General features: G+C 46.1%; 23 protein-coding genes. 3 read left to right on the forward strand and 20 right to left on the reverse strand.

Annotated elements, in window-relative coordinates:
• Nucleotides 1-11: 11 nt before the first annotated feature.
• The 10 genes from pgsA to SPL68_RS09770 all read right to left on the reverse strand — a co-directional run bounded on the left by pgsA (nt 12) and on the right by SPL68_RS09770 (nt 10,580).
• A complete protein-coding gene (gene pgsA / locus SPL68_RS09725; RefSeq protein ID WP_323814911.1) occupies nt 12-566 on the reverse strand; it encodes a CDP-diacylglycerol--glycerol-3-phosphate 3-phosphatidyltransferase in 555 nt (184 codons plus the stop codon).
• A 113-nt stretch (nt 567-679) separates the two neighbouring features.
• Nucleotides 680-2,518 (reverse strand): excinuclease ABC subunit UvrC, encoded by a 1,839-nt coding sequence (gene uvrC / locus SPL68_RS09730; RefSeq protein WP_323814912.1) that lies wholly within the window; start codon nt 2,516-2,518, stop codon nt 680-682.
• A 33-nt stretch (nt 2,519-2,551) separates the two neighbouring features.
• Nucleotides 2,552-3,205: a response regulator gene (locus SPL68_RS09735; RefSeq protein ID WP_323814913.1), complete on the reverse strand. Its 654-nt coding sequence runs from the start codon at nt 3,203-3,205 to the stop codon at nt 2,552-2,554.
• Between the two features lie 118 nt (nt 3,206-3,323).
• Nucleotides 3,324-4,346: a UDP-N-acetylmuramate dehydrogenase gene (murB, locus tag SPL68_RS09740; RefSeq protein WP_323814914.1), complete on the reverse strand. Its 1,023-nt coding sequence runs from the start codon at nt 4,344-4,346 to the stop codon at nt 3,324-3,326.
• A 74-nt stretch (nt 4,347-4,420) separates the two neighbouring features.
• Nucleotides 4,421-4,897: a low molecular weight protein-tyrosine-phosphatase gene (locus tag SPL68_RS09745; protein WP_323814915.1), complete on the reverse strand. Its 477-nt coding sequence runs from the start codon at nt 4,895-4,897 to the stop codon at nt 4,421-4,423.
• A 7-nt stretch (nt 4,898-4,904) separates the two neighbouring features.
• Nucleotides 4,905-5,672: a 3-deoxy-manno-octulosonate cytidylyltransferase gene (kdsB, locus tag SPL68_RS09750; RefSeq protein ID WP_323814916.1), complete on the reverse strand. Its 768-nt coding sequence runs from the start codon at nt 5,670-5,672 to the stop codon at nt 4,905-4,907.
• Nucleotides 5,673-5,695: 23 nt separating this feature from the next.
• Complete coding sequence (gene lpxK, locus SPL68_RS09755; RefSeq protein ID WP_323814917.1) at nt 5,696-6,763, reverse strand: tetraacyldisaccharide 4'-kinase; 1,068 nt, start codon at nt 6,761-6,763, stop codon at nt 5,696-5,698.
• Between the two features lie 139 nt (nt 6,764-6,902).
• Nucleotides 6,903-7,328: an ExbD/TolR family protein gene (locus SPL68_RS09760; RefSeq protein ID WP_323814918.1), complete on the reverse strand. Its 426-nt coding sequence runs from the start codon at nt 7,326-7,328 to the stop codon at nt 6,903-6,905.
• Nucleotides 7,329-7,345: 17 nt separating this feature from the next.
• Nucleotides 7,346-7,972, reverse strand: coding sequence for a MotA/TolQ/ExbB proton channel family protein (locus tag SPL68_RS09765; protein WP_323814919.1), 627 nt, complete (start codon nt 7,970-7,972; stop codon nt 7,346-7,348).
• 157 nt (nt 7,973-8,129) lie between these two features.
• Entirely contained in the window at nt 8,130-10,580 is a 2,451-nt protein-coding gene (locus tag SPL68_RS09770; protein WP_323814920.1) for a DNA internalization-related competence protein ComEC/Rec2, read from the reverse strand.
• Nucleotides 10,581-10,782: 202 nt separating this feature from the next.
• Here SPL68_RS09770 and SPL68_RS09775 point away from each other — a divergent pair, with 202 nt between their 5' ends.
• A complete protein-coding gene (locus SPL68_RS09775) occupies nt 10,783-11,322 on the forward strand; it encodes a DUF2062 domain-containing protein (protein WP_323814921.1) in 540 nt (179 codons plus the stop codon).
• 71 nt (nt 11,323-11,393) lie between these two features.
• On the opposite strand, the gene SPL68_RS09780 is transcribed toward SPL68_RS09775, so the two are convergent.
• From SPL68_RS09780 to urtA, 7 genes are all read right to left on the reverse strand, one after another.
• Nucleotides 11,394-11,762 carry an FmdB family zinc ribbon protein gene (locus SPL68_RS09780; RefSeq protein WP_323814922.1) on the reverse strand — a complete coding sequence of 123 codons (369 nt, stop codon included), beginning with the start codon at nt 11,760-11,762 and terminating at the stop codon, nt 11,394-11,396.
• Between the two features lie 109 nt (nt 11,763-11,871).
• The gene (gene fmdA, locus SPL68_RS09785) at nt 11,872-13,101 is read right to left on the reverse strand and encodes a formamidase (protein ID WP_323814923.1); all 1,230 of its coding nucleotides are present in this window, start codon (nt 13,099-13,101) and stop codon (nt 11,872-11,874) included.
• A gap of 229 nt (nt 13,102-13,330) precedes the next feature.
• Entirely contained in the window at nt 13,331-14,020 is a 690-nt protein-coding gene (gene urtE, locus SPL68_RS09790) for an urea ABC transporter ATP-binding subunit UrtE (RefSeq protein WP_323814924.1), read from the reverse strand.
• A 26-nt stretch (nt 14,021-14,046) separates the two neighbouring features.
• Entirely contained in the window at nt 14,047-14,796 is a 750-nt protein-coding gene (gene urtD / locus SPL68_RS09795) for an urea ABC transporter ATP-binding protein UrtD (protein ID WP_323814925.1), read from the reverse strand.
• The gene (gene urtC / locus SPL68_RS09800; protein WP_323814926.1) at nt 14,783-16,024 is read right to left on the reverse strand and encodes an urea ABC transporter permease subunit UrtC; all 1,242 of its coding nucleotides are present in this window, start codon (nt 16,022-16,024) and stop codon (nt 14,783-14,785) included. Before urtC ends, urtD begins: the two co-directional genes overlap by 14 nt.
• A gap of 15 nt (nt 16,025-16,039) precedes the next feature.
• Complete coding sequence (gene urtB / locus SPL68_RS09805) at nt 16,040-16,966, reverse strand: urea ABC transporter permease subunit UrtB (RefSeq protein ID WP_323814927.1); 927 nt, start codon at nt 16,964-16,966, stop codon at nt 16,040-16,042.
• Between the two features lie 91 nt (nt 16,967-17,057).
• Nucleotides 17,058-18,308 (reverse strand): urea ABC transporter substrate-binding protein, encoded by a 1,251-nt coding sequence (gene urtA, locus SPL68_RS09810; RefSeq protein WP_323814970.1) that lies wholly within the window; start codon nt 18,306-18,308, stop codon nt 17,058-17,060.
• 408 nt (nt 18,309-18,716) lie between these two features.
• Between urtA and SPL68_RS09815 the strand changes: the two genes are divergently transcribed.
• Nucleotides 18,717-22,175 (forward strand): hybrid sensor histidine kinase/response regulator, encoded by a 3,459-nt coding sequence (locus tag SPL68_RS09815; protein ID WP_323814928.1) that lies wholly within the window; start codon nt 18,717-18,719, stop codon nt 22,173-22,175.
• A gap of 31 nt (nt 22,176-22,206) precedes the next feature.
• Nucleotides 22,207-23,130 carry a response regulator gene (locus SPL68_RS09820; RefSeq protein ID WP_323814930.1) on the forward strand — a complete coding sequence of 308 codons (924 nt, stop codon included), beginning with the start codon at nt 22,207-22,209 and terminating at the stop codon, nt 23,128-23,130.
• 23 nt (nt 23,131-23,153) lie between these two features.
• Here SPL68_RS09820 and SPL68_RS09825 read toward each other — a convergent pair whose 3' ends face one another.
• The 3 genes from SPL68_RS09825 to SPL68_RS09835 are packed head-to-tail and all read right to left on the reverse strand — an operon-like array spanning nt 23,154 to nt 26,309.
• Nucleotides 23,154-24,383: a lipoprotein-releasing ABC transporter permease subunit gene (locus tag SPL68_RS09825; protein WP_323814931.1), complete on the reverse strand. Its 1,230-nt coding sequence runs from the start codon at nt 24,381-24,383 to the stop codon at nt 23,154-23,156.
• Nucleotides 24,383-25,078 carry a lipoprotein-releasing ABC transporter ATP-binding protein LolD gene (gene lolD, locus SPL68_RS09830; protein ID WP_323814932.1) on the reverse strand — a complete coding sequence of 232 codons (696 nt, stop codon included), beginning with the start codon at nt 25,076-25,078 and terminating at the stop codon, nt 24,383-24,385. Before lolD ends, SPL68_RS09825 begins: the two co-directional genes overlap by 1 nt.
• Entirely contained in the window at nt 25,071-26,309 is a 1,239-nt protein-coding gene (locus SPL68_RS09835; protein ID WP_323814933.1) for a lipoprotein-releasing ABC transporter permease subunit, read from the reverse strand. The genes lolD and SPL68_RS09835 overlap by 8 nt, the downstream gene beginning before the upstream one ends.
• Nucleotides 26,310-26,450 lie beyond the last annotated feature (141 nt).

A 26,450-nucleotide genomic window follows, 5' to 3' on the forward strand; every position in this document is an offset into this window, starting at 1 on the left:
TCAAAAAGCCGTTATTTTTCTGGCGATTCGGGTAAAAGATAAGGCCAAGCTGCACGCAAATACAGCACCATCGACCACAGAGTCAGTGCAGCAGCGCCAGCCAAAGCGATGAAACCGACCGGCAACAACACAGGGATATTCATCAGCAGAACAATGATGGCAGTCATTTGCAAAGTTGTTTTGATCTTACCAATGCTGGATACCGCCACACTTGCACGCTGCCCCAGCTCTGCCATCCACTCACGCAATGCTGAGATCACTATCTCGCGCCCAACGATGACCGCAGCAGCAACGACAAACCAAACTGAATCGTGATGCAGCGTAACCAATAATAGCAATGCAATAGCCACCATTAATTTATCGGCCACAGGGTCGAGAAAGGCTCCAAAAGGTGTGCTTTGATTGTATTTACGGGCGACATATCCATCTGCCCAGTCGGTGATGGCAGCGACACTAAAAATCAGCGATGAGACGAAGTAAGACCAACCAAAGGGCAAATAGAAAACCACAACAAATAACGGAATCAAAAATATCCGCAACAGGGTCAATTGGTTGGCAAGATTCATAGATAGGTCCCGGTGCTACAAAATCATCAATCGGGCGCGATAATACACCAGCAGGAGGTCATTAACACCCTTTGGTTATATTAGTGAAACAATTGGATTAACGGCAAAGATGATTAATCGTTATGGAAAAACGCATAAATTTCTTCTGCGAGCCGCTGACTTATGCCGTTTACTCGCGCCAAATCATTAATACTGGCATTTTGCACTTCTTGTAGGCCACCAAAATGCCGCAACAATTCGCGGCGGCGATTAGCGCCGATCCCCGGAATATCCTCAAGGGTCGAGGTTTTGCGTTTTTTGTCGCGCCGCTGTTTGTGGCCCGTGATCGCAAAACGGTGGGATTCATCGCGAATATGCTGGATCAGATGCAATGCCGGAGAATCACCCGGCAAGACAATTTCTGCGCCGGTGTCACCATCAAACAGGGTTTCAAACCCCGCTTTGCGCGTTGACCCTTTAGCGACGCCTATCAATAAGACATCGTTTACACCCAGTTCGGCAAGCACCTCTTTTGCCTTACCTAACTGCCCTTTTCCGCCATCGATTAGCAGTATGTCAGGCAACTTCCCTTCGCCATTTTGCAGGCGGGTATAACGTCGTGTAAGCGCCTGCTCCATCGCAGCGTAATCATCGCCCGGTGTGATGCCATCAATGTTGAAACGGCGATAGTCCGATTTCAGCGGACCATTGGTATCGAATACTACACAGCTGGCAACAGTCAATTCACCACTGCTGTGGCTGATATCAAAACATTCCAAACGCTGCGGCGTTTCATCCAAATTCAGTGAGTCTTGCAAAGCAACAAAGCGATCCAGCGAGTTCTTTTTATTATTGATGTGCGCGACTAAATTTTGCTTCGCTGCTGTTGCTGCCATCTGCAACCATTGCGCGCGATGACTGCGAACCTGATGGTTAATCGATACCTGCCGCCCTACTGCCTGCTGTAATGCGGAACCGATCACTTCAACATCATCCAGCGGACTGCTCACAATAAGCTCGCGCGGAATTTCCCTGCCACTACTTGCAAGATAAAACTGCGGAATAAACTCCGCCAAAATATCAGCAGGCGTTTCTGCCAAAGTTGCAGCGGGATAAAAACTGCGACTACCTAAAATGCGTCCTTGACGAATAAATAACACATGCACACAAATTGCCGATACACGCATCTCGGCCGCGATCACATCAATATCGCCATTGCCTTCTTCTATCACCTGCTGCGATTGCACGGTACGCAGAGCAGTTATTTGGTCGCGATAAGCAGCTGCCTTTTCAAAAGCCAATGATTGCGCCGCATCGTCCATTTTGTCGGCCAACTCACCCAGTAATTTATCTGAATTGCCGGTAAGAAATAAACTGGTGTGGTACACATCGGTTTTGTAATCAGCGGGAGAAATAAACTCCACACAAGGCGCTGTGCAGCGTTTAATTTGATATTGCAAGCAAGGGCGTGTGCGATTTTTAAATACACTGTCTTCACACTGGCGCACACGAAAAGTTTTTTGCAAAAAATGCAAACTTTCCTTTACTGCACCAACATTCGGGAAAGGGCCAAAATAATCACCGCGTTTTTTCTTGGCGCCGCGATGAAATGAAATGCGCGGATAATCCTCACCACTGGAAATAAAAATATAGGGATAGGATTTATCATCGCGCAGCAAAATATTGTACGGCGGGCGATTAGACTTAATCAGATTTTGCTCAAGGATTAACGCTTCCGTTTCGCTCGCGGTAATCGTGACCTCAATACGCGCGATACGCGCCACCAATGCTTGAGTTTTGGGTGTTAGCCCTGTTTTGCGAAAATAACTCGATAAGCGCGCTTTAAGATTTTTAGCTTTACCAACGTAAAGGATCGCGCCGTCACCACCAAACATTTGGTAAATGCCCGGCTGCTGGGATGTATTGGAGAGAAAACGGGAGTGATCAAACAGATCGGTGCTGTCAGATGCCATTACAAATACTGTTTAATAGAACAAAGCAGTCGTTTAAACGACTGCTTCTGGATCGAGGAGATTGTGTTTCACTGCCAACAATGTCAGCTCAACATCACTGTTGATATCCAGCTTTTCAAAAATGCGGTAACGATAAGAGTTAACCGTTTTTGGGCTTACACAAAATGTGTTGGCAATATCGTTTACCTTTTGTCCGTTCGCAATCAACATTGCCGTCTGCAATTCACGCTGGGACAATTTTTCAAACGGCGATTCCTGACTACTGTTGCCAGAAAAGTTTTTCAATGCAAGCTGCTGAGCAATACTATTGCTCATGTACAGATCACCACGCGTTACTTTATCGATGGCATCAGTAATTTCGGTGAATTCTGCACCTTTAGTAACATAACCAACTGCCCCTGCTTGCATCAAGCGCGTTGGGTATAGGTCATCATCACACGCAGTAACAGCGATAATTTTAAATACCGGATTCACGGTCAGTAGTTTCTTCGTTGCCTCAAGGCCGCCCATCCCCGGCATTTTTACATCCATCAAGATGACATCAGGCTTTAAAATACGCGCCTTGGTCACTGCCTCTTCGCCACTTTTAGCGTCCCCAACCACTTGATAGCCGTCGATATCGGCTAACATACGCACTATCCCCATGCGAACTAGATCGTGATCATCGACTACGAGAATCTTTGTCAAACTAGCCCCCAATCCGAAAACGGATACATAACATTGTTGTTATTACCAACATATCTGCTGGCACATTTTTACTGATTGTAGTGAGACTACCGATAAACTACCACCATTTATGCTGCAATCAGGGGTAAATTCTCGGCTCCATTTCCAGCATGACGCCAAATTGCTCGTATACCGATTGCTTTACCGCATCAGCCAATGCCAATACCACCGAACCTGATAAGCGCGATGGATTAGTCAACACCAGCGCCTGTTGCTCATGAACAACCGCGCCAGCCTCCGCTTTACCTCGCCAACCGGCCTGATCAATCAACCAGCCTGCTGCCAATTTGACCTGATCACTTTCAGCGGGATAGCCCACGATTTTAGGATAAGCACTCAACAAAAGCTCAAATTGCGCGCGATCAATAACCGGATTTTTAAAAAAGCTCCCTACATTTGGAATAAGCGCAGGATCAGGCAGCTTTGATTGACGAATGGCGACAACGGCCGCACTTACATCCTGCGGGCTAATGTCAGATTCATCTCGATCAGCAAAAATCGCGCGCAACGCTGGATAAGTCAGGTTCACACATGGCTGCTTGCTCAAACGAAAAGTGACCGACGTAATAACATATTGGTCTTTGAGCGACTGTTTGAAGATGCTGTCGCGATAGCCAAATTGGCAACTTTCATTAGTGAAAGTCACAGGCAAACCTGATCGAATTTCAATGGCGGTAAGCTCAGTGACTAAATCTTTAATTTCAACACCGTAAGCACCAATATTTTGGATAGGTGCAGCGCCTACACTACCTGGAATGAGCGATAAGTTTTCCAATCCATAAAGTGCATTATCGAGCGAATATTCAACTAGTTGATGCCAGTTTTCACCCGCTGCTACTTTTAACCAAACACACTCATCATTTTCATCAATCACATCCCTGCCCTGAGATTTGATCTGTATCACCAAGCCGGGGAAATCATCGCGTAATACAATATTGCTGCCACCACCCAACAACAGCAGCGGTAATTTTTCTGTGCGCGCAAACGCGAGCGCTTCGCGCAACTCATCGTCCGTTTTTACACTGACAAAATATTGCGCAAGCGCTGGTACGGCGAGCGCGTTGAATTTTTGCAAATTAAAATGTGGCAGAAAAAGTGGCACAGCTGGCTTTACCTAATCAGTTAATTTTTTAAAATTACTTTTCTGGATTGCTTTTTTTGGACTGCTAACGATAATCAACGCAAGGCGTTGTGGCGAATATGGTTCAGCAAGCCTTGAGCTGCATCTTCCACCAAGTCCAACACCAACTCAAAACCGTCTGCGCCGCCGTAGTATGGATCAGGTACTTCACTGTGATCGCCGCGCGAACCAAACTCCAAAAACAAGCCCAAGTGGCCGCTGTAGTTTGCAGGTTTCATGCGCTGCAAATCACTTAAATTGGATTTATCCATCGCCAACACATAATCAAATTCAGCGAAATCACTTTTGCTAACTTGGCGCGCACGCAAAACCGATAAGTCATAACCGCGCTGGCGTGCGGCAGCAACCGTGCGCGCATCAGGTGCTTTACCTATATGCCAGTCGCCTGTTCCGGCTGAATCCACCAGAATTTTTTGATCCAAATTTGCCTGCGCAACCAAATTGCGAAAAATGCCGTCCGCTGTAGGCGAGCGACAAATATTCCCAAGACATACGAACAACACTTTAGCCATAAGTTTTTTAAGCCTGATTTTCCAGAATTGCTTTTACGCGCTGCAAATCAGCTTCAGTATCCACACCGCCGGGAACTGCGGCGCAAGCTTCTGCGATATGAATGGCTTCACCATTTGCCAACACACGCAATTGCTCCAGTGACTCTATTTGTTCCAACTGCGCTTGTGGCCAAGTAATAAAGCGATTCAACAGCGCCACACGATATGCGTAAATGCCAATATGGCGCTGCGCGGGGAAGTTATCAGACAAGGTATTCACATCCGCTTTAGCGAAATGATCGCGCGGCCAAGGGATAGGCGCACGGCTAAAATACAAGGCTTTACCAGCAATATCGGCAACCACTTTTACTATATTGGGATTGCGAAAATCATCCAAGTTATGAATAGGCTCGCTAAGTGTTGCGACGCTTGCGTAATTATTTGCAGCCAAATTGGCCGCGACCTGATTGATCACTTCCGGCGGAATCAAAGGCTCATCACCTTGAACATTCACCACTATGTCGGTTTCTTTCAACCCCAATTGTGTTACTACTTCTTGCAAACGATCTGTGCCGGAATTATGTGCCGCCGAAGTCATACATACGCGCGCGCCGAATGCTTTGGCAGCCTCTTCAATTCGGGCATCATCGGTAGCGATGATTACTTGCGCAGCATCACTTTCACAGGCGCGCTCATAAACGTGTTGGATCATCAGCTTGCCTGCGATTTCTTTTAATGGTTTTGCTGGCAAACGCGTGGATGCATAACGCGCAGGAATAACAACATAAAAACTCATGATTAGATTCCGTTAAGTAAATTCTATTTCGATTTGAATATGGATCGCTTCTGTTCACAGATTCGCTCCAACTTTTGTTGAAGCGCAACCCAAAAACTATCTGGCAAGCTGGCACTAATCGGTAAATAAAACCAATTCGGTTGCGCGAAGCTGCGGCACTTCACAGCATCTTTTTCGGTCATCACCACCGGCAAATCATTTGTAAATTTAAAGTCAGTTTCCGTATAAGAGTGATGATCAGGAAATTCATGTAGCTCTGCATCAACGCCTAATTGATTCAAGGTATTAAGAAAACGCTGCGGATTGCCAATGCCCGCAACCGCATTTACCTGTACACCAGCCAACTCAGCTACGGTACTTTTCTCGCCTGTTTGTAGATGGACTAAATCAGCTGCATTGATTTGCATAGGCACGTAAAACAAATCTGCCAATCCCGGTAGGGTGAAATTTTCGGATGGAGAATTTACCACCACCCAATCAACCGTTTTTAAGCGCGATTTAGGCTCGCGCAGTGGGCCGACAGGCAAGCGCCAACCATTCCCCAATCCGCGTTGCCCATCAACAACGGCGATTTCGATGTCGCGCCCCAAGCGATAGTGTTGTAAACCATCATCGCTCACTAGCACATCGCAATTTTGGTCTTCCAGCGCGCGCGCAACAGCGATACGATCTGGCCCGACACACACTGCGCAACCAGTTTGTTGATAAATGGTAATAGGTTCATCACCCGCTTCGGCGGCGGTGCTTGATGGATCAAGCAGATAAGGATATTGACTCGCCTTTCCGCCATAACCACGGCTAATTACACCGGGGTTAAAGCCTTGTTGCTGGAGTCGTTTTACCAATGAAATCAGTAACGGCGTTTTACCAGTGCCACCCACGGAAATATTGCCTACGACAATCACCGGCGTTACCAGCTTCTTTTGGGTGTAGCGCAAAATCCAGTAGCGGCGCAAACCAGCCAGCCCGACAAAAATCCACGACAAAGGTAAAAGCAAGTATGTCCAGACAGCATTGCCATACCAAGCTGCCAGCCAGGGATTTTGTTTGCGCGCAGGCGGAGCTTGAGTTGATAAATTGGGAGAGCTCAAATAGCGATCCTATCGGCTTGGAATAATAAAGAAGGCACAAAACAAAAAGGACTTTTGCATCCGGGATACAAAAGTCCTTCTGGTTGCGAAACTGGTTGGGATTGTAACCGAGTCGCCTGTCTTTTTCAGGCTCAGCCCCTTAGTCTTTTTCAGGCTCGGGCTGGCGGGTGGTAATACTCAAATGAGAGAAACCCAACTGCCCAGCGGCATCCATCGCCTGAACCACAGCTTGGTGCGGGGTTTTAGCATCGGCAGTAATCACCAGCGGCACCTTGTTATCTCCCTCAGCCATTTTGGTAATTGCCGACTTTAGAGTCTCGATTTTGCTATTGACCAGCGCCTGCCCATTGACCGAGTAGCTGCCATCGCTGCTGATCAAAATCTCGATCTGCTCGGGCAGCTCACTGCTCTGCTCACCCACAGCCTCTGGCAAATCGACACTCAAATGTGTCTCTTTGGTAAAGGTGGTGGAAACCATAAAAAAGATAAGGAGCAAAAACACCACATCGATCAGTGGCGTCAGGTTTACCCCTTCATCTTCTGTTCTTTGACGACGAAATTTCACGTGACAACCTCGCGCCCTTAAACCAGTTTCACATCAACACGACGGTCGCTGTGCAGCGCATCGACCAGTTTGATCGCCTCTTCTTCCATGGTGACTACGATGGAATCGATACGACGCTGGAAAAAACGGTGCGCGATCATCGCCGGAATAGCCACGATCAAACCAGCCGCGGTGGTATAGAGGGCGACGGAAATGCCACCAGCCAATACGCCAGTATTGCCGGTGCCTTGAATCATGATCGAGTTAAAAACCTGAATCATGCCGAATACAGTACCCAGCAAACCCAGCAAGGGCGCAATATTGGCGATAGTGCCAAGGATATTAACGTAGCGTTCCAACTCGTGGATGACCTGACTGGCGGCCTCTTGCACCGAATCTTTCATCACTTCACGGCCATGTTTGGAGTTGCTCAGACCTGCCGCAAGAATTTGGCCGAGAGGAGAAGACTGCTTGAGCTCACGCAGTTTGGTAGCATCAAGTTGATTATTTTTAATCCAGCTCCACACCTGCGCCAGCAGGGTTTTGGGGGCGATTTTAGCGGGATTGAGCGTCCAATAACGTTCGGCGCTAACGGCTATTACGATGAGTGAACAGGCCAGAATCGGCCACATCAAAAAACCGCCGGCTAAAAAAATCTCAAACACAGATAGCTTCCTCTTATTGTGTAAATCGTGGAGCCTATGGCCCTTGGTCGCGGCGTACATTACCACAAGCAGTCGTAATTGCCATGCGACAGACAGTTTTGTCTATAAATGTGTGAAGAAGTTGCATTTGGTGCCAGTGTTAAAGCCGAATCAATCCTCAATCAAACCAATACCGGCGGGCAAATTGACGATATTCACGCACCGCCAGTTGCTCATTTTTCCACTCAAGCACAACCGCACCAGCATCTGCGGTATTTAGCTCCCGACTGCCCACCGCTTGAAACCGTTGCCTAACCTGCGGATGAGGATGCCCATGCTGGCTGCGATAGCCCGCCGAATAAACCACGATGTGCGGTTGCGTGTTATTAACAAAACTAATCCCAGATGAAGTGCGACTACCATGATGCCCCGCCAGCAAAACCTGAATTTTCTCAGGCAACTGTTGCGAACGTATTAATTGATTTTCAACCGAGGTTTCTATGTCGCCGGGTAACAGAATATGTTGATCGCCATAACTGATCAGCAACACACAGGAATGATTATTTGCATTGGCGCGCGCAGTTTGCGGGAATTGTAAAAATCGAAATTTAATTGTTTGCCGCTGATCAGACAGCCATTGCCAATCAGTCGCTTGGTGACAATTTTGCACGCCGATTTTGTTGAACATATCTTGCTGATATTGTTCAAACGCGAATTTTTCTAGCTGAAAACTTTCAGGCTCGCCAGCAAATATTTGATCGATACTTGTCTTCTCCATCAAGCCAGCCAAACCGCCCGCATGATCCATATCGCCATGGCTCACAATTAAACGATCAATATGCCGGATTCCATGAGCATATAAATAAGGTGCAACTATGCCGCTGCCAGCATCAAAACTGTCGGTGTATTTGGGGCCTGTATCGTAAACCAAGGTTTGTTTACCCACTTGAACCACTACAGCAGTTCCCTGCCCTACATCCAACACCGTCAGCTTTAAATCCGCTGACTGTGGCGGCACCAAAATAAAACTGAATAAAAAACCTACACCTAAACCGCACCATCCGAGTGAACGGAAAAATAATCCTTTTGGCAATAACAACAAACAGCAGCTCAGCGCGATTAACACTGCTAATTCAGGCCGAAATGCAACAATCGGACTTGCCCATAAGCCACCCATTTCAAGTAATTTATCCAGCACCACTTTAAGGATTTCCATTAACCAGCCTGCGGCGGTTAATAAAAAATTACTGACATTAGGCAATATGGAATTGGTCGCAGCACTGATTAATAAAGGAGGAACAACCAAAAATGTAATGAGCGGAATGGCTATCGCATTGGCGATAGGCGCCACCAACGAGACAGTGCTAACTAATAAACTCAGCGGCACCAACAAGCCGATAAACATCACCCACTGGGAGCGAATAAAGCCAAAAATTATCTGGTTAGCATCAAAACCCGACCATGGCTGGTTCTGTTTTTTAACAACCAAACAGCCAGAAAAATACATTAGCAATAAAGCAACAGCGCCAAAGGATAACCAAAAGCCCATATCCAATGCGGCAAGTGGATCAATCACCACCACTATCGCCAACGCGAAACAAAAAATGTGGGTGACATTAATGCTGCGGCGACCTAAACACGCAAGATAAAACACCGCCAGCATGATCAGAGTGCGCACCGTAGGGATATTAAAACCCGCCAGCGCCGAATAAAAACTTGCGCAAATAATTGCGCAGCACCATGCGATCATTAGCGCTGGGCATGAGTGCCACATGAGTTGAATCGCTTTGCCAATCCATAAGCCGAGATAAAAACCAAAAATTGCCAAAAAACCAACATGCAAACCTGAAATCGCAATTAAATGACTGGTGCCTGTTTGCTGCATGCGCATCCATTGGCTTTTTTCAACATAAGCCGAATCACCAATAAGCAGCGCAATTAAAATTCCGCGCTCACTCGATTCACTGCGGGCGAGAATCCACTGCTGCAACTCATAGCGTTGCTTGTTGATCCAATCAACAGCGCTAAATAATTTCTTTTCATCTTTAATCTGCTGATTCAATGGGTGCTCAACCACATAACCGGTTGCTCCAATTCCTTGACGAAGCAGCCAAGCTTGATAATCGAACCCCGCCGGATTCACAAATCCACGCGGACGCTTAAGTCGCACTCGCAGTTGCCATTTATCGCCAATTACCAAGCTCGATACATCGACAGATTTTCCATTACGCTGATACAAATACCAGCTCAGTTGCAGCCGCTGGGGAAATTGCTCAAGAGGAATTGCCTGCCCCGCAGATGTCTGTGCAGACTCAACACTCAGGTTAAAACGCTGGCGGCGCTCATCCCGCTCGGGCAAGCCCTGAACATGGCCAGTGACCAGAAGATCTTTACCCGCCCACTTATCATCCAACTGAAGTGCAACCAGCCCGTGGCCGGAGTAAACGCCCCATGAAACCCCAATAATCAAAGCAGAGGCATAACGGGCGAGCCCGAATCGCCCTATATCGACGATAAATAGAATGGCGATAAGGGGAATCGCGAGAAATAAAGACCACAAGGGAGGTAAAACAGGGAAAAAACTAACGGCGACAACGCCAAATGAGAATAGTAATAACAGGCGGGGCATGGCGATATTCCTTATTGCCAATAATAACTTACACGATCTGGTGGGCGGCGCTCGGTGTCATCAGATTGGAGCGCAGCTTATGGTATACCGCTCGGGCAGACAAGTAAGTGGCTGGCGCCACATCATTCACCTGTCTCATAGTCTTCAAGCCTATTTATAGGCATAATGCGGTCTCTTTTTTGGTAGTACTCCGGTTTCCAGCATGGCGCGTAATCTACTTAAACGTTTTTTCCCCTCACCTGCCGCAATCAAAAGCAATCGCTCATTGCACTTTTTGGGGGATTTACTGCACGACCCGAACCTGTTTCACCTGAATCGTCACTCAGTTTCAGTTGCCTTTTTCTGGGGGACATTTATTGCGTTTGCATTCCCGCTCCCCGGGCAGATGGCCGTAGCGGCATTTGCCGCATTGTACTTCCGTTGCAATTTGCCGATTTGTGTTGCATTGGTTTGGATTACCAATCCACTCACTATTCCCTTTTTCTTTTTTCTGGCCTACAAAATTGGCTGTTTGATTCTGGGAATTCCGCCCGAGGCTTTTAAATTTGAAATGACTTGGGCTTGGGTGATGAAAGAAATCGGGCGCTTCGCCCCACCATTTTTGTTAGGCACAATTCTGATGGGATTGGTACTGGGAGGCTGCGCGTATTTCGGAATGCAAGGTTATTGGCGCTGGCATGTGAATCACGCATGGAAAAAGCGTCAACAAAAACGCGCAGAACAAACGACAAAATCTGAATAATGACAGGATAACCAGTACAAAAAAGCCCGCAGTGCGGGCTTTTTTGTGGCTGTAGTTTTTAAAATTATTTGTTAATGACTGATCATCCAGGGGCGCATTGAGGGAAACATTTTATTGCCGCCTGCGGTGTACATCAGATTGGATTTGCGAATCGGCTTATCACCACATCCACAACCTTTACCGTGTTTATGTTCGCGGCGTGCCTGTTGTTCAGCACGATATTCAGGTGTCGATAGCACCGGTGTATGTACCGCCGCTTCATTGCGCGCATGTGCAGCGCGGTTTTCTTTTTTCATGTCCATAAATTCTGGCGCAAGCATAATCACGCGTGCGCTGAGTTTGGCGCAAGTGGGGCAAGCCGCAGGTTTACTTGAATCATCCACTGAGGCTAATTCATAAAACAAACCATGGTCGGTGCATTTGTAATCGTAAACGGGCATATTTTTCTCCAGAAGATTTAATCCCTCCCCCGCCTCCCTTTTTCAAAGGGAGGAGCTAGAAGAGTGCTTTGCACAAAGTACCCCCTTTGAAAAAGGGGGCTAGGGGGATTTATTTATCCTTAGACAAAGGCACATCCATTCCCGGCGATACCTTTTTGGTTGGGCCTTCTGCCGATGGGTTTACATCGAAGTCGAAAATATCCGTCGGCAACCACAAAGTTGCACAGGCGTTTGGAATATCCACCACACCCGAGATATGCCCTTGCACCGGCGCACAACCTAAAATGGAGTAAGCCTGCGCTTTGCTGTAACCAAACTTGGTTAAATAATTGATGGCATTCAAACAAGCTTGACGATAAGCAACGTGCACATCCAAATAATGTTGCTCGCCATATTCATCAACCGAAATACCTTCAAAGATTAAGTAGTCATCGTATTTAGGCGCAATTGGGCTTGGTTTGAAAATGGGGTTTTTAATCGCGTATTTAGACATACCATCTTTGATCAAATTGACGCGCAGATGAATCCACCCCGCCATTTCGATAGCACCGCAAAAAGTGATCTCACCATCGCCTTGGCTAAAGTGCAAATCGCCAACTGACAAACCACCGCCTTTTACATACACAGGGAAATAGATTTTAGAACCGCGCGACAAATCTTTAATGTCGCAGTTACCGCCGTGCTCACGTGGCGGAACCGTGCGCGCACCTTCAGCAGCGGCTGCTTTGGCTGCATCACCCGTCATTTTGCCCATGTGCGCGGTATCCGCGTATGGAAGTGTGGCTAACGCAGGAACGCGATCTGGCTCGGTTTCATAGAGTTCTTTTTCGCGCTTATTCCATTCCAACAACATTTCTTTGGAGGGCAAACAACCGATCAAACCCGGGTGAACCAAACCAGCAAATTCGACGTTTGGAATATGGCGGGATTTGGTAAACATACCGTTAATATCCCAAATGGATTTTTGTGCTTCCGGGAAATGCTCGGTTAAAAATCCGCCACCGTTTTGTTTGGAGAAAAATCCATTAAAACCCCACTGACTTTCTTGAAATGTACCTATATCTAAAATATCAACGACCAATAAATCACCCGGCTCTGCACCTTCAACACCCACAGGGCCAGAAAGAAAATGCACCTGGGTTAAATCTACATCGCGCACGTCGTCAGCGCAGTCGTCATTTTTAATTTGACCACCGGTCCAGTCGTAACATTCGATAATAAAATCATCGCCAGGCTTCACGGTTTTAACCATGGGAATGTCCGGATGCCAGCGGTTGTGAATCATTTCGTTTTCGTAGGGAGATTTTTTTAAATCAATTTTGATAATCGTTTCAGCCATGGTTTTAACTCCTGATGGATGTGGGACGCACTTAACGTGACAGGGTCAGTATCTGGCTCAGCAATGAGTTTCACCATACGACAAATAGCGCGCAGACCTACGCTATTTGACGTATAGACAAGAAAATCAGGAGTCACAGGGGTATAAGAAGAGAACATAAAAAAGCCAGCAGTCGCCCGAGACATAGCGAAAGCTGGCTGAAGTTGAAGGCGTTAAAAATTAAATAAATTTAGACAGATAAATAAGAAGCCACTTTTGCTTCATTCACTGTCTCACGCAGCTCTTCGTGTACGATCTGACCTTTCTCAATCACTAAAATCCGGTCAGCAATATCCAGCGCAAAACTTAATACTTGCTCGGACACTACAATCGATAAACCACGCTGATCGCGAATATCTTTTAAGGTGCGTCCCATTTCGCGAATGATCGATGGTTGAATACCTTCAGTTGGCTCATCGAGAAATAACATTTTGGGATCACTCGCCAATGCACGGGCAATTGCCAATTGTTGCTGCTGACCGCCCGATAAGTTCCCGCCGCGTCGGTTGCGCATCTCCAACAGCACCGGAAACATATCGTAAAGCTCTTTGGGTACAGAGCGTTTTTTAGTGGTAGTTAAACCAGTTTCGATATTTTCTTTTACCGTCATACTAGAAAAAATCATGCGCCCTTGAGGAACAAAACCAAAACCATTTGCAACACGCTGATGGCTTTTAAGCTGGCTGACTTCTTTTCCATCCAGTTTTACACTGCCTCCGGAACTGGGGATAACTCCCATCAGCGATTTCATCAGCGTGGTTTTTCCCATCCCGTTGCGCCCCATCACCGCGACTATTTCACGGGGTTTTATTTCAAAATTTAATCCGTGCAATACTTCACTCTGGCCGTAACTTACGCGATAGTCGGATACAGATAACATAGTCAATTCCTCTTAATAGCCCGTCTCTAATGTCCCAGGTAGACTTCAATCACTTTAGGATCCGTCTTCACTTTTTCGACCGAACCTTCGGCGAGAATCTTTCCTTGATGAAGCACTGTCACCTTGTCAGCGATTTGTGCAACAAATTGCATATCGTGTTCGATCACAATTACCGAGCGATCTTTGATAATGCTGCGCAATAACTCTGCGGTTTGCTGACGCTCGCCAACAGACATTCCTGCCACCGGTTCATCCAGCATCAACAAATCCGGGTCTTGCATCAGCAACATGCCGATTTCCAACCACTGTTTTTGCCCGTGGCTGAGCAACTCGGCTTGCCGATCAAGTTGGTCACCAAGAAAAATCATGTTGGCAACTTCATTGACTTTGTTAATCACCTCTTCATCGCGTTTGAATGCTAAAGCACCAAATACCGAGCGACCGCGCGGAAACGAAATTTCCAAATTTTCAAATACGGTGAGATCACCATAAATAGAAGGGTTCTGGAATTTACGCCCCACACCGGCTTTCACAATTTCATGCTCACGCATTTTGGTGAGTTCTTTATTGCGAAATTTGATCGAGCCTTCGGTTGCTTTGGTGCGGCCACAGATCAAATCCAACACGGTTGTTTTACCTGCACCATTAGGGCCGATAATTACGCGGATTTCATTTTCATCCACATAAAAACTCAAATCATTAACCGCTTTAAAACCATCGAATGAAACGGTGAGACCTTCCACCGCCAATACAAAGTCTGTATTACTGGGGCTCATGGAGTGCTCCTTGTAGCATGGTAGAAGATTCAGTTTTTGATTCAGCAGGTTTTACTGATGAAGGAGTTGTAGGGACTGATGGTGGTGTTGGTGGAGTCGTACCCGACGAATTTTTCTTGCCAAACAGTGAGGCAAAAAGCGCATCCACTTTCGGGGCAGCGTAGGTGTTGTACAAACCTGCCAAACCATTAGGAAATGCCATTACCACCGCGATAAACAAACCACCCATCGCAAATAACCAGAGTTCAGGAAAACTTTCCGAGAAAGTGGTTTTTGCAAAATTCACCACAAGCGCACCGTATACCGCACCAATAATCGATAAGCGGCCACCCACCGCACAGAAAATTACCATCTCAATTGAAGGCACTATCCCGACTAAGGTTGGCGACATAAAACCCACTTGCAGGGTAAACATAGCACCGCCAATCGCAGCAAAGATTGCACCTATACAGAACACAAAGATTTTAAAGTTGGAGACGTCGTAACCGGAAAAACGTACACGGTCTTCTTTATCGCGCATCGCCACCAGCAAACGACCCAATTTACTTTTTCGAATAAATTGAGCGATGAACAAGCAGACAAAGAGCATAAACACGCACAGAAAATAAAATACGTATTTGGCACTGTCGGTACGAATGTCATAGCCATGTAATGTGCGCAAGTCAGTCATACCATTAACACCGCCGGTATAACCTTGCTGACCGATAATTAAGATAGTGAGAATGGCAGCGATTGCTTGCGTGATAATTGCAAAGTACACACCACCTACACGGCGCTTAAACATAGCCACGCCAATGATGTAACCCAAAATTGTCGGCAGCAAAATAATCGCGAGCAAAGTAAAACCAAAACTATGGAAGGGCTCCCAGAATAAAGGCAATTCGGTGAGCTGATTCCAATCCATAAAATCGGGAATACCAGGTGTGGATTGAATTTTGGTACTTTCAGGGTCAGAGGCTTCCAGCTTTAGGAACATCGCCATGGCGTAACCACCCAAACCGAAAAACACGCCCTGCCCTAAACTCAAAATACCCCCGTAACCCCAGCACAACACCAAACCCACTGCAACAAAGGCATAGGTTAAGTATTTACCGATGAGATTGAGACGGAAAATATCAAGTGACAGCGGCAATACCACCACCAAAATTACTGCGAGCACTAAAAACCCGACCATATCTTTTTTAGGAAAGAGTGATGCAAAACCTGCTTTTGTTGGCAACATTGACATGATCATTCCCTCCCCTTAACGACGCACTTTCAAGGTAAACAAACCTTGAGGGCGTAACATTAGAATGAACACCACGAACAAAAGTGTGAGTACTTTTGACATGGAACCGCTCATGAAAAACTCCATGGTGGATTGCGCTTGCGAGATGGTGAACGCTGAAGCAATTGTGCCGAGTAAACTGGCCGCACCACCAAACACAACGACAAGGAAAGTATCGACAATATAAAGTTGGCCAGAAGTCGGGCCAGTAGAACCGATCATGGTAAACGCGCTGCCTGCGACACCTGCAATGCCGCAACCCAATGCGAATGTTATGCGATCTACTTTTCCAGTATTGATACCAACAGCACCTGCCATTGGACGATTTTGTACTACTGCGCGAACTTGTGTTCCCCAACGCGAGCGATACATGAGAATCGCCACGGCGAGAGAAATTCCCAGTGCAAGGCACATTACAAACAAGCCGTTTATTGGCAGCTCAACAGTTTCGGTTAATTGATATGAGCCCATCAGCCAATCCGGCAAGGTCACACCTACTTCGCGCGCACCAAATACTGTGCGATAAAGTTGCTGCAAAATTAAACTTAAACCCCAGGTTGCGAGCAGCGTATCCAGTGGACGATTATATAAATGTCGTATCATCGCCCACTCCACAAGCGCACCCAGCGCAGCGGCGGCGATAAATGCGAGAATCATCGCGAGAATAAAATAAATGCTGAAAAAATCAGGAAGGTAAGTAGAAAAAACTTGTGAGGTTAAATAGGTAACATAGGCACCGAGAATCATAAATTCGCCGTGTGCCATATTGATCACACCCATCTGACCAAAAATAATTGCAAGCCCTAAGGCCATAAGCACAAACACGGAAAACAAAATCAATCCTGCTACGCCCTGCATGGCAAAGATCGACATCAACTCCGAGGTACTGTATTCAGCGAACATGGCTGTATCCTCATCTCGATTAAAAAATTAGCTTTGACAATACGTTCTCACAACGCAATCACCAGCCAATGGCTGGTGATTGCTATTTTTATTATTGATAACCTTTCGGGAATGGATCCGGCTCGATCAAGTCTTTGGTTTCAAACACCACATCGTATTGACCATCGGCACGTGCATGGCCTACGCGGGTTTTTGACCAGAGGTGATGGTTCGGGTGAACTTTCACGTAACCTTCAGGTGCAGTAGTCAACTCAAGGCCTGGTGATGCGGCGCGAACTTTGTCGATATCAAATGAACCGGCTTTTTCTACCGCTGCTTTCCACAACCAAGGGCCAAGGTAAGCTGCTTGAGTTACGTCACCGATAACGATGTCTTTGCCATATTTTTCTTTAAATGCTTCAACAAACTTTTTGTTGTTGTCGTTTGGCAAGCTTTGGAAGTATTTCATCGCCGCATATGCACCCACCATGTTCTCACCGCCGATGCCAAGGATTTCGTCTTCAGTTACGGAGATGGTCAATACCAGTGGCTTTTCTTTGGTCATATCGATACCGGCAGCTTTTAACTGCTTGTAGAAGGCTACGTTTGAACCACCTACAACGATTGCATAAATTACGTCCGGCTTTTTCAGTTTGATTTTGTTAATAACTGAGTTGAATTGGGTGTGACCCAACGGATAGTACTCTTCACCCACTACACTCAAGCCCAATTTTTCAATGTGCTTACGTGCAATTTTGTTAGAGGTGCGTGGCCAAATATAATCAGAACCAAGCAAGTAGAATGACTTGGCACCTTTGGTTTTAGTTACCCAGTCAATACCCGCAATAATTTGCTGGGTTGCTTCTTGACCGGTATAAATTACGTTAGGTGATTGCTCCAAACCTTCATAGAAAGTTGGGTAGTAGAGCATCCCATTGTATTGTTCAAAAATTGGCAGAACCGCTTTGCGCGATGCAGAAGTCCAGCAGCCAAATACCGCAGCAACCTTATCGTTCACCAATAATTTTTTGGATTTTTCAGCAAAAGTTGGCCAGTCAGATGCGCCATCTTCTTGAATGTATTCAATCTTGCGACCAAGCACACCACCCATAGCGTTGATTTGATCAATCGCTAACTTCTCGGCCTGTACTGAACCTGTTTCACTGATCGCCATAGTGCCGGTTACTGAGTGAAGGATACCGACCTTAACTGTGGTATCAGTTACCGCAAGGCCCGTGGTATTTACATCGGCCGCTTGCGTACCACCAATTGCCAAAGATGCAGCAAGTGCAAGCAAACATTTTTTCCAACCGCTGACCGCTTTCGCTGGCCGACCCAGTTGCATGGTATTGCGCATGGTCATGTTCATGATCTTTCCTCTAGTCATTAGCGAGTATTGTCTTAACGGATATTGTCAACAGGTGTTGGCTTAGCGATCAGCCCTGTGGAACAACATCCGTTCACGTTGCTCAATCTAGTGATGAGGAGTGCGTGACACCATTCGATAAATGACACACGTCACTACGTCATTTAACGCATAGAATATTTTTAAAGTTGGTACAGCAATTGAGTAGTAATAAAAATATAAGTGATGCAAATGGCAGGAAGCCCAATTGCCAGCAGCTAAGCACCCATACAAAAAATAAGCTGCACCACAAAAAAACATAAAGCGCGAACAGTGCGCAATTAGAAGGCAAATGGAAAACGCCGATTCATACCACTATTGATAACGAGACGTTCCCGGACGAACAGACTGTTTTACGGGGAGACCATGACAGCTAAACAACACATATTTCGTGTGCGGCGAAACTATAACCAGTGGGTCGCTAACCAAACGCTGGAAGACTATGCACTGCGCTTTACTGCCAAGCGCGCACGCCGTTGGTCTGCTGCACGAGTTGCAACAACAGCACTGGGCGCAATTTCATTTCTTGCGTTAGAAGCCATTGGTGGAGCAATTACGTTGCACTACGGATTTACTAACGCAATTGCCGCGATTATCGCGGTAAGCGTCATTATTTTTCTTACTGCCATCCCCATTAGCTATTACGCAGCCAAGTATGGTGTCGATATAGATCTGCTCACCCGCGGCGCTGGTTTTGGCTATATCGGCTCAACTATCACATCGCTAATATACGCATCATTCACCTTTATATTTTTTGCGCTTGAAGCTGCCATTATGGCGATGGCTTTGGATTTATTATTTGGAATTCCACTCGCCTGGGGCTATCTGATCAGTTCTTTAGCAATTATCCCACTGGTAACTCACGGCATTACTTTTATTAGCCGTTTTCAACTGTGGAGCCAACCGCTCTGGGTAATTTTACAACTCCTGCCCTTCGTTTTTATTATCTATGCCGATGCCAGCGCTGTAGAAAGTTGGACGCTATACGAAGGTGGTTTTGAACAGAAAAGCTCATCAAATGATGGCATCAACATTTTATTATTTGGTGCAGCGTCAGCAGTTATTTTTTCACTTATCGCACAAATTGGTGAACAAGTAGACTTCCTACGCTTTTTACCTACGCCAAAGAATACGCGAAAGGCACGCTTAAGTTGGTGGGCGGCTTTAATTGCGGGCGGGCCGGGCTGGATTGTCATTGGTGCGATTAAAATTTTGGCAGGTTCTTTTTTAGCGGTACTCGCACTGAATCATGGCGTCGCTAGTGAAGATGCAACCGACCCGACACGTATGTACATGGTCGCATTTAGTTACATTGCCAATTCACCGGAAGTCGCACTGTCTATGGCGGGAATTTTTGTCATTCTCAGTCAATTAAAAATTAATGTGACCAATGCCTATGCCGGCTCTATTGCCTGGTCAAATTTTTTCTCGCGCCTAACCCATAGCCACCCCGGCCGGGTTGTCTGGTTAGTATTCAATGTAGCAATTGCACTACTACTGATGGAACTAGGCGTTTATCGTGCACTGGAACAAACCTTAGGGTTTTACGGCATAGTCGCAGTGGCATGGTTAGGTTCTTTAGTTGCGGATTTAATTATTAACAAACCACTTGGATTAAGCCCTAAACATATCGAATTTAAACGTGCACATCTCTACGACATCAATCCTGTAGGCTTTGGCTCAATGCTCATCGCCTCTATTGTTGGCATTGTGTGCCACAGCGGTGTTTTGGGTGAAATTGCGCAAGCGCTCTCTCATTTCATTGCACTGGCTACAGCACTCTTAGCTGCACCTGCCATTGCTATTGCAACCAAAAGTCGCTATTACCTCGCCCGCCCTACAGTTAATTTACAAGACTCCATAGCAGATTCCGATAATCGTTATGAACAAAAACTTGCCACTATTTCCTGCTGTATTTGCGAGCACAAATTTGAAACTGAAGATATGACCTACTGCCCTGCTTATGCAGGCCATATTTGTTCACTTTGTTGCTCGCTTGATGCTCGTTGCCATGACCACTGTAAACCGGGCGCTAATTACACCACCCAAATCAGTGATTTTCTCAAACTGTTTTTTCCCAAAACTGCAATTTCTTACATCAACTCACGCTTTGGCCACTTTCTGATTTTAGTGTTAGTTATTAATGGGCTTTCTGCTGTTCTTTTATCCTTAATTTATTTTCAAACACCTATTGATGCCCCCGAAACAGCAGCACTTTTAGAAGCTACGCTATGGAAAGTCTTTTTCCTATTGGTGATTATTACCGGAGTTGTCAGTTGGTTATTTGTTCTTGCCCATGAAAGCCGCGTAGTTGCACAGGAAGAATCACAGCGGCAAACCCGTTTGCTGATGGAAGAAATTGATGCGCATGACCGCACAGATCGCGAGCTGCAAAAAGCTAAAGAAGCAGCTGAAGCTGCCAACCTCGCCAAAAGCCGTTATCTCACCGGCATTAGCCATGAATTACGCTCACCACTCAATGCTGTTCTCGGCTATGCACAGTTACTCGAAAAAGATCCAAGCATGCCTGCACACCGAAAAGATGCCTTGAGTGTAATTCGCCGCAGCGGTGAACACTTGGCTGATTTGATTGAAGGCTTATTGGACATTTCAAAAATTGAAGCTGGCCGATTGGATTTACATCAAGACCAGGTTCGCATTGCAGTTTTAATGGAACAATTGGTTCATATGTTCCGCTTACAAGCTGAAGCCAAAGGTTTGCAATTTATTTATGAATGTAAAGATCGATTGCCCGAATTGGTACGCACCGATGAAAAACGTTTACGCCAGATTTTAATTAATTTGCTATCCAATGCGATCAAATATACCGATAAAGGCAGTGTTGTTTTCAAGTTGCGTTATCGCAGCCAAGTTGCTGAATTTACTATTACCGATACGGGTGAAGGTATTGCACCTGAAAACATTGAACGAATCTTTCGCCCATTTGAACGAGTAAGACGCGCAGGTTCAACCGCTACTGGTACCGGTTTAGGCTTAACCATCACTCGTTTACTGAGTGAAATTATGGGTGGCGACATTGCAGTCACCAGCACACCCGGCCAAGGCAGCACCTTTAAGGCCAGTTTGATGCTTGCAAGCATTAATAAACCACAAACTGAATTTATCAGCTCTCAAGCGCAAACGATTTATGGCTATAAAGGTGAACCAAAACGTTTGATGCTGGTGGATGATGAAGCATCGCATCGTCAACTTATGCGCGCCATGCTTGAGCCTTTAGGTTTTGAAATAATTGAACTGGATAATCCATTACTTGCACTGGACCGCCTCGCACAGGAAATAAATCAGGGTAATTGCCCCGATTTAATTATGTTGGATGTATCCATGCCTGAAATGAATGGCTGGCAACTCGCCAAAAATCTGCGCGAGTCTGGATTTCAATCGCCCATCATTATGGTTTCAGCTGACGCCAGTGAAGGCAAGGATCTCCCTTCTCATCACCTAAGTGAAATTGCACCTTTGCACGATGCTTACGTTCTTAAACCTGTGCGCATCAACGTCCTACTCAATCACATCGGGCGCCTGTTAAATCTTGTTTGGTGTTATGAAAAAACTAAACCTAACGCCAATCCATCGCCTGAATTAATCGGTGCATTGGAGTTTCCAGATGAACAACATCTGGATGATCTTGCTCACTTTGCGTCTATCGGGCACAAAAAGGGCTTGGAAAATAAAATTCGAGAAATGGAAGAAGCAGGAGTTGCTCAAACACAATTTATGCAAGAAGTAAAAAAACTAACAGTCAGTTTTCAATTCGAAAAAATAGTCGCACTGATTGACACCGAACTGACAGAAGAAAAGAAATAAGACCACACTATTATTTTATAAACGAGAGCACATGACCATGAACACAAAATCACAAGCGCCAATCGTACTCGTGGTAGATGATTCAATCGATAGCATTCACATGCTGAATGACGTTTTGGAAGATGCACACTTTACTGTACTGGTTGCCCTTGAAGGCAATCAGGCACTGACGATTACTAAAAATATTCGTCCCGATATTATTTTGCTCGATGCCATAATGCCCAATATGGATGGTTTTGAAACTTGCCGACAATTAAAACTTAACCCACAACTTACCGATGTACCCATTATTTTTATGACAGGGCTAAGTGATACTGAACACGTTGTGATGGGACTGAGCGCAGGCGGAGTAGACTACGTAACCAAACCGATCAACCCCGACGAACTCATAGCACGCATGCGTGTTCACTTGGCCAACGCACGAATCACTCAAAGCGCACGCGCCGCACTGGATACTGCCGGGCAATTTTTATTCACTATCAATTTATTCGGCGAGTTGGTGTGGGCAACGCCGCAGGTTTACCAACTTTTAGATAAAGCGGGAGCAACCGAAGACTCAATCGCACTCACTGATGATATAGGCACACAATTGCGTGATTGGCTAAAGCATAACCCGGAGACCGGCCGTCAATTACAGTTGCAGCAATTGAGCGAATTATTAAGCGTGGAAATGCTGAATTTAATTGATGGTAAAGAATATTTACTGCGCTTGACCAATCCAAGCAAGCCTACCGAAAACACACAATCACTCAAGCAACAGTTTTCTGTTACCGGGCGTGAGGCCGATGTATTGCTGTGGATCGCCAATGGTAAAACAAACCGGGAGATTGGTCAGATTTTGGAAATGAGCCCGCGAACAGTAAATAAACATCTGGAACAGATATTTAAAAAATTGGGCGTAGAAAATAGGACTTCAGCGGCGGCTGTAGCAATTAAATGTCTGGCAAAGGCTTAGCTATCGCCAGACAATAACTCTATTCATTCGTAACGCAATGCATCAGCAGGCTGAATTTTACTCGCGCGCCATGCGGGATAGAGGCTGACAAAAAAACTGATCGCCAAAGCAGTCACCACTACTTTGGCGATATCGCCAGCCACCATTTCAGAAGGCAAATAGGTAATTGGATAAACATCTGAATGTAAAAACTGAATACCAAAGATGCGCTCAATGAATTGCACCAGCGGAGTTACAAAGTAAGACAGCAATACACCCAGCGCTAATCCAAGAGAGGTACCAATCAAGCCGATTAGCCCACCCTGAACCATGAAAATACCCATAATTTCTGCTGTGGATGCTCCCATGGTGCGCAGTATCGCAATATCACCCTGCTTATCAACAACAACCATAATCAGCGTAGAAACCAAATTAAAAGCGGCAATTGCGATAATCAAAAACAGCAACATCCCAACCATGTTTTTGGACATTTGAATCGCTTGATAAACATTGCCGTGAGTACGCATCCAGCTGGAGCCGTAATATTCAGGAGGAAGTGTTTGCATGATGTCACGCACAATATCGGGCGCAGCAAATAGATCATCCACTTTTAAACGCACACCGGTAATTTGGCCGGGATAACCTGAAATCTCTGCTGCGGCATTAATGTTCATCAGGGCCAGTGCATTATCTATATCGGTGTGGGTATCAAGAATCGCCAGCACTGTAACCACGTTAATTCGCGGCGATGTATTGCCTTCTACAGGAACAATTAAACTGATTGAGTCAGATTCGGCCACACGTAATTTGTCGGCAACACCGCGACCAATAACTATTCCCGTTTCAGAGTTAGCCAAATGTTGCAGCGTGCCTGCGGGTAAAAAATCCGGTAATTTGGATGTAGCTTTTTCTTGTTCAGAGTCAATCCCGAAAATATTGACTGGCGCCACTTGTTTTTGATAACTCAGCAAGCCCTGCAGTTGCACAAACGGTGATGCAGCCAATACACGCGGATGCTGTTCAAGTTGGGCAATTAACTGCTCAGGTTGCTCAATTGCATGACGGTGATAAACCATCGCTTGCGGCATTACGCCTAGAATATTTTCACGCAGTTCTTTATCAAAACCATTCATGATCGACATCACCAGAATTAACAGGGCAACACCAATCACCAAACCAGCAGTAGAGAGTCGCGAAATAAACGAGACCAAATGGCTATGGCCACGCGAGATTCCGTAGCGGGTTCCAACAAAAAATATGTAGCGGTTAGACATCAGTTAGCCTCAGCGCTTACTAAAGCACCATCGACCAAAGTGAGAGTGCGATCCATACGTGCAGCCAAGCGCGGATCATGTGTCACCACCACAAAGCTGGTGCCGATAGATTGGTTTAATTCCAGCATAAGCGATTGAATAGATTCTGCTGCGTGGCTATCAAGATTACCGGTAGGCTCATCCATTAGCACACAAGCAGGATTGGTGACCAACGCACGGGCAATAGCGACGCGCTGACGCTCGCCACCAGAAAGCTCCGAAGGTTTGTGATCGATCCGCTTTGCCAAACCAACACGAGCCAACAATTCCGATGCGCGCGCTTTAGCAACTGATACTGGCTGCTTACCAATCAGCAGCGGCATAGCGACATTTTCCAGTGCAGTAAACTCAGGCAACAAGTGATGGAACTGATAAACAAAACCCAAGCTGCGATTGCGCAATCGCCCGCGCGCATCTGCACTCATGTGCGACAAACGCTCGCCTGCAACACTTACCTCTCCACTATCGGGCACATCCAAACCGCCCAAAATATTTAGCAAGGTTGATTTACCAGAACCCGAGGCTCCAACAATCGCAACACGCTCACGCGCATTAATCTGAAAATTTACATTGTGCAAAACATCTACTGATAACGCGCCTTGGCGATAACTTTTGCTGACCTGCTGGCAAATTAAAACAGGAGTTGAATTATTCATAACGTAGCGCCTCCGCAGGTTCAATCTGTGCAGCACGATAAGCGGGATAAAGTGTGGCAATAAAACTCAGCAGCAGAGCAACTGCGCAGATAAATACAACATCCTGCCAGAGTAATACTGAAGGGAATTGACTAAAAAAATAGACATCCGGATCAAAAACCTGAAAACCGGAGAGTGATTCAATAAAATTCATAATAGGCGTGAGCATTGATGCCACAAGACAACCAAGCACAGTGCCAATAAAGGTTCCAAAAAAACCAACTGCACTGCCCTGCACTATAAAAATTGCCATTACCTGCCGCGCACTTACACCCATCGTACGCAAGACGGCAATGTCAGAACGTTTATCTGCAACCATCAGCACCAAGCTGGAGACAATATTAAATGCGGCAACGGCGATAATAATCATCAACAAAGAGCCGACTACAATTTTTTCCATTTTGACCGCCTGAAACAAACTGCCTTGCGTTTGACTCCAATCTTTTACTCGATAGCTATCACCCAGCTGATCGCGCAACTCACTCATCACCTGCGCAGCAGAAAACATGTTGTCGGTTTTTACATGTAGACCTTGCACACCCGGTTTACGCAAAAATTTTTGTGCATCCTGAACATGAATCAATGCCAGAGTGCTATCGACTTGCGCACCCACTTCAAACACACCAACCAAGGTAAAACTACGCGAGCGAGTAAATGCCCCCATGGGGGTAATATTGATATCAGGAGAGGTGATTCGGATTTTATCGCCCGGCGCAAGCATCAATCGGCTCGCCAATAGGCGCCCCATGACGATGCCATATTCTCCCGGCTGCAGTTGCGCAATCGATCCAACCAACATACGTTGCTCAACAATAGATACTTGCGCTTCAGCTTCAGGCAATATTCCCTGCAGCTCAATTGCCTCTACCCCGCCGGCATAACTGACCATCGCGCTACTGGCGATGTATGGAGCAGAAGCCACTACCTGAGGATGTTGATCAACCTGCACTGACAAGTTTTGCCAATCATCCAGCGCGGGAATCTGATCGATAAAACCATGAGGTATCACACTGAGAATGCGCTCTTTCATCTCACGATCAAAGCCGTTCATGACTGACAAAACGATGATCAAGGCCATAACCCCGAGCGCCATTCCCAGCAATGAAAAAGTGCTGATAAAGGAGATAAACTGGTTGCGACGCTTAGCGCGGGTATAGCGCAAGCCGATATAAAGAGGGATGTTTTTTAGCATGGGCGCATTAAACCCAATTGGTCTCGTTTGCTCAAGCAAAACCACAAATTGCCAAGAAAAACTCTACTACCAAGGCAACACATGAACGCCAGCCCTTTAGCAGAGCCACTTAGGCTCCGGCATGTGCTATGTTTACCCAAA

Origin of the sequence: Cellvibrio chitinivorans, assembly GCF_035117775.1 — a bacterium.
GTDB classification, from domain to species: Bacteria; Pseudomonadota; Gammaproteobacteria; order Pseudomonadales; family Cellvibrionaceae; genus Cellvibrio; species Cellvibrio chitinivorans.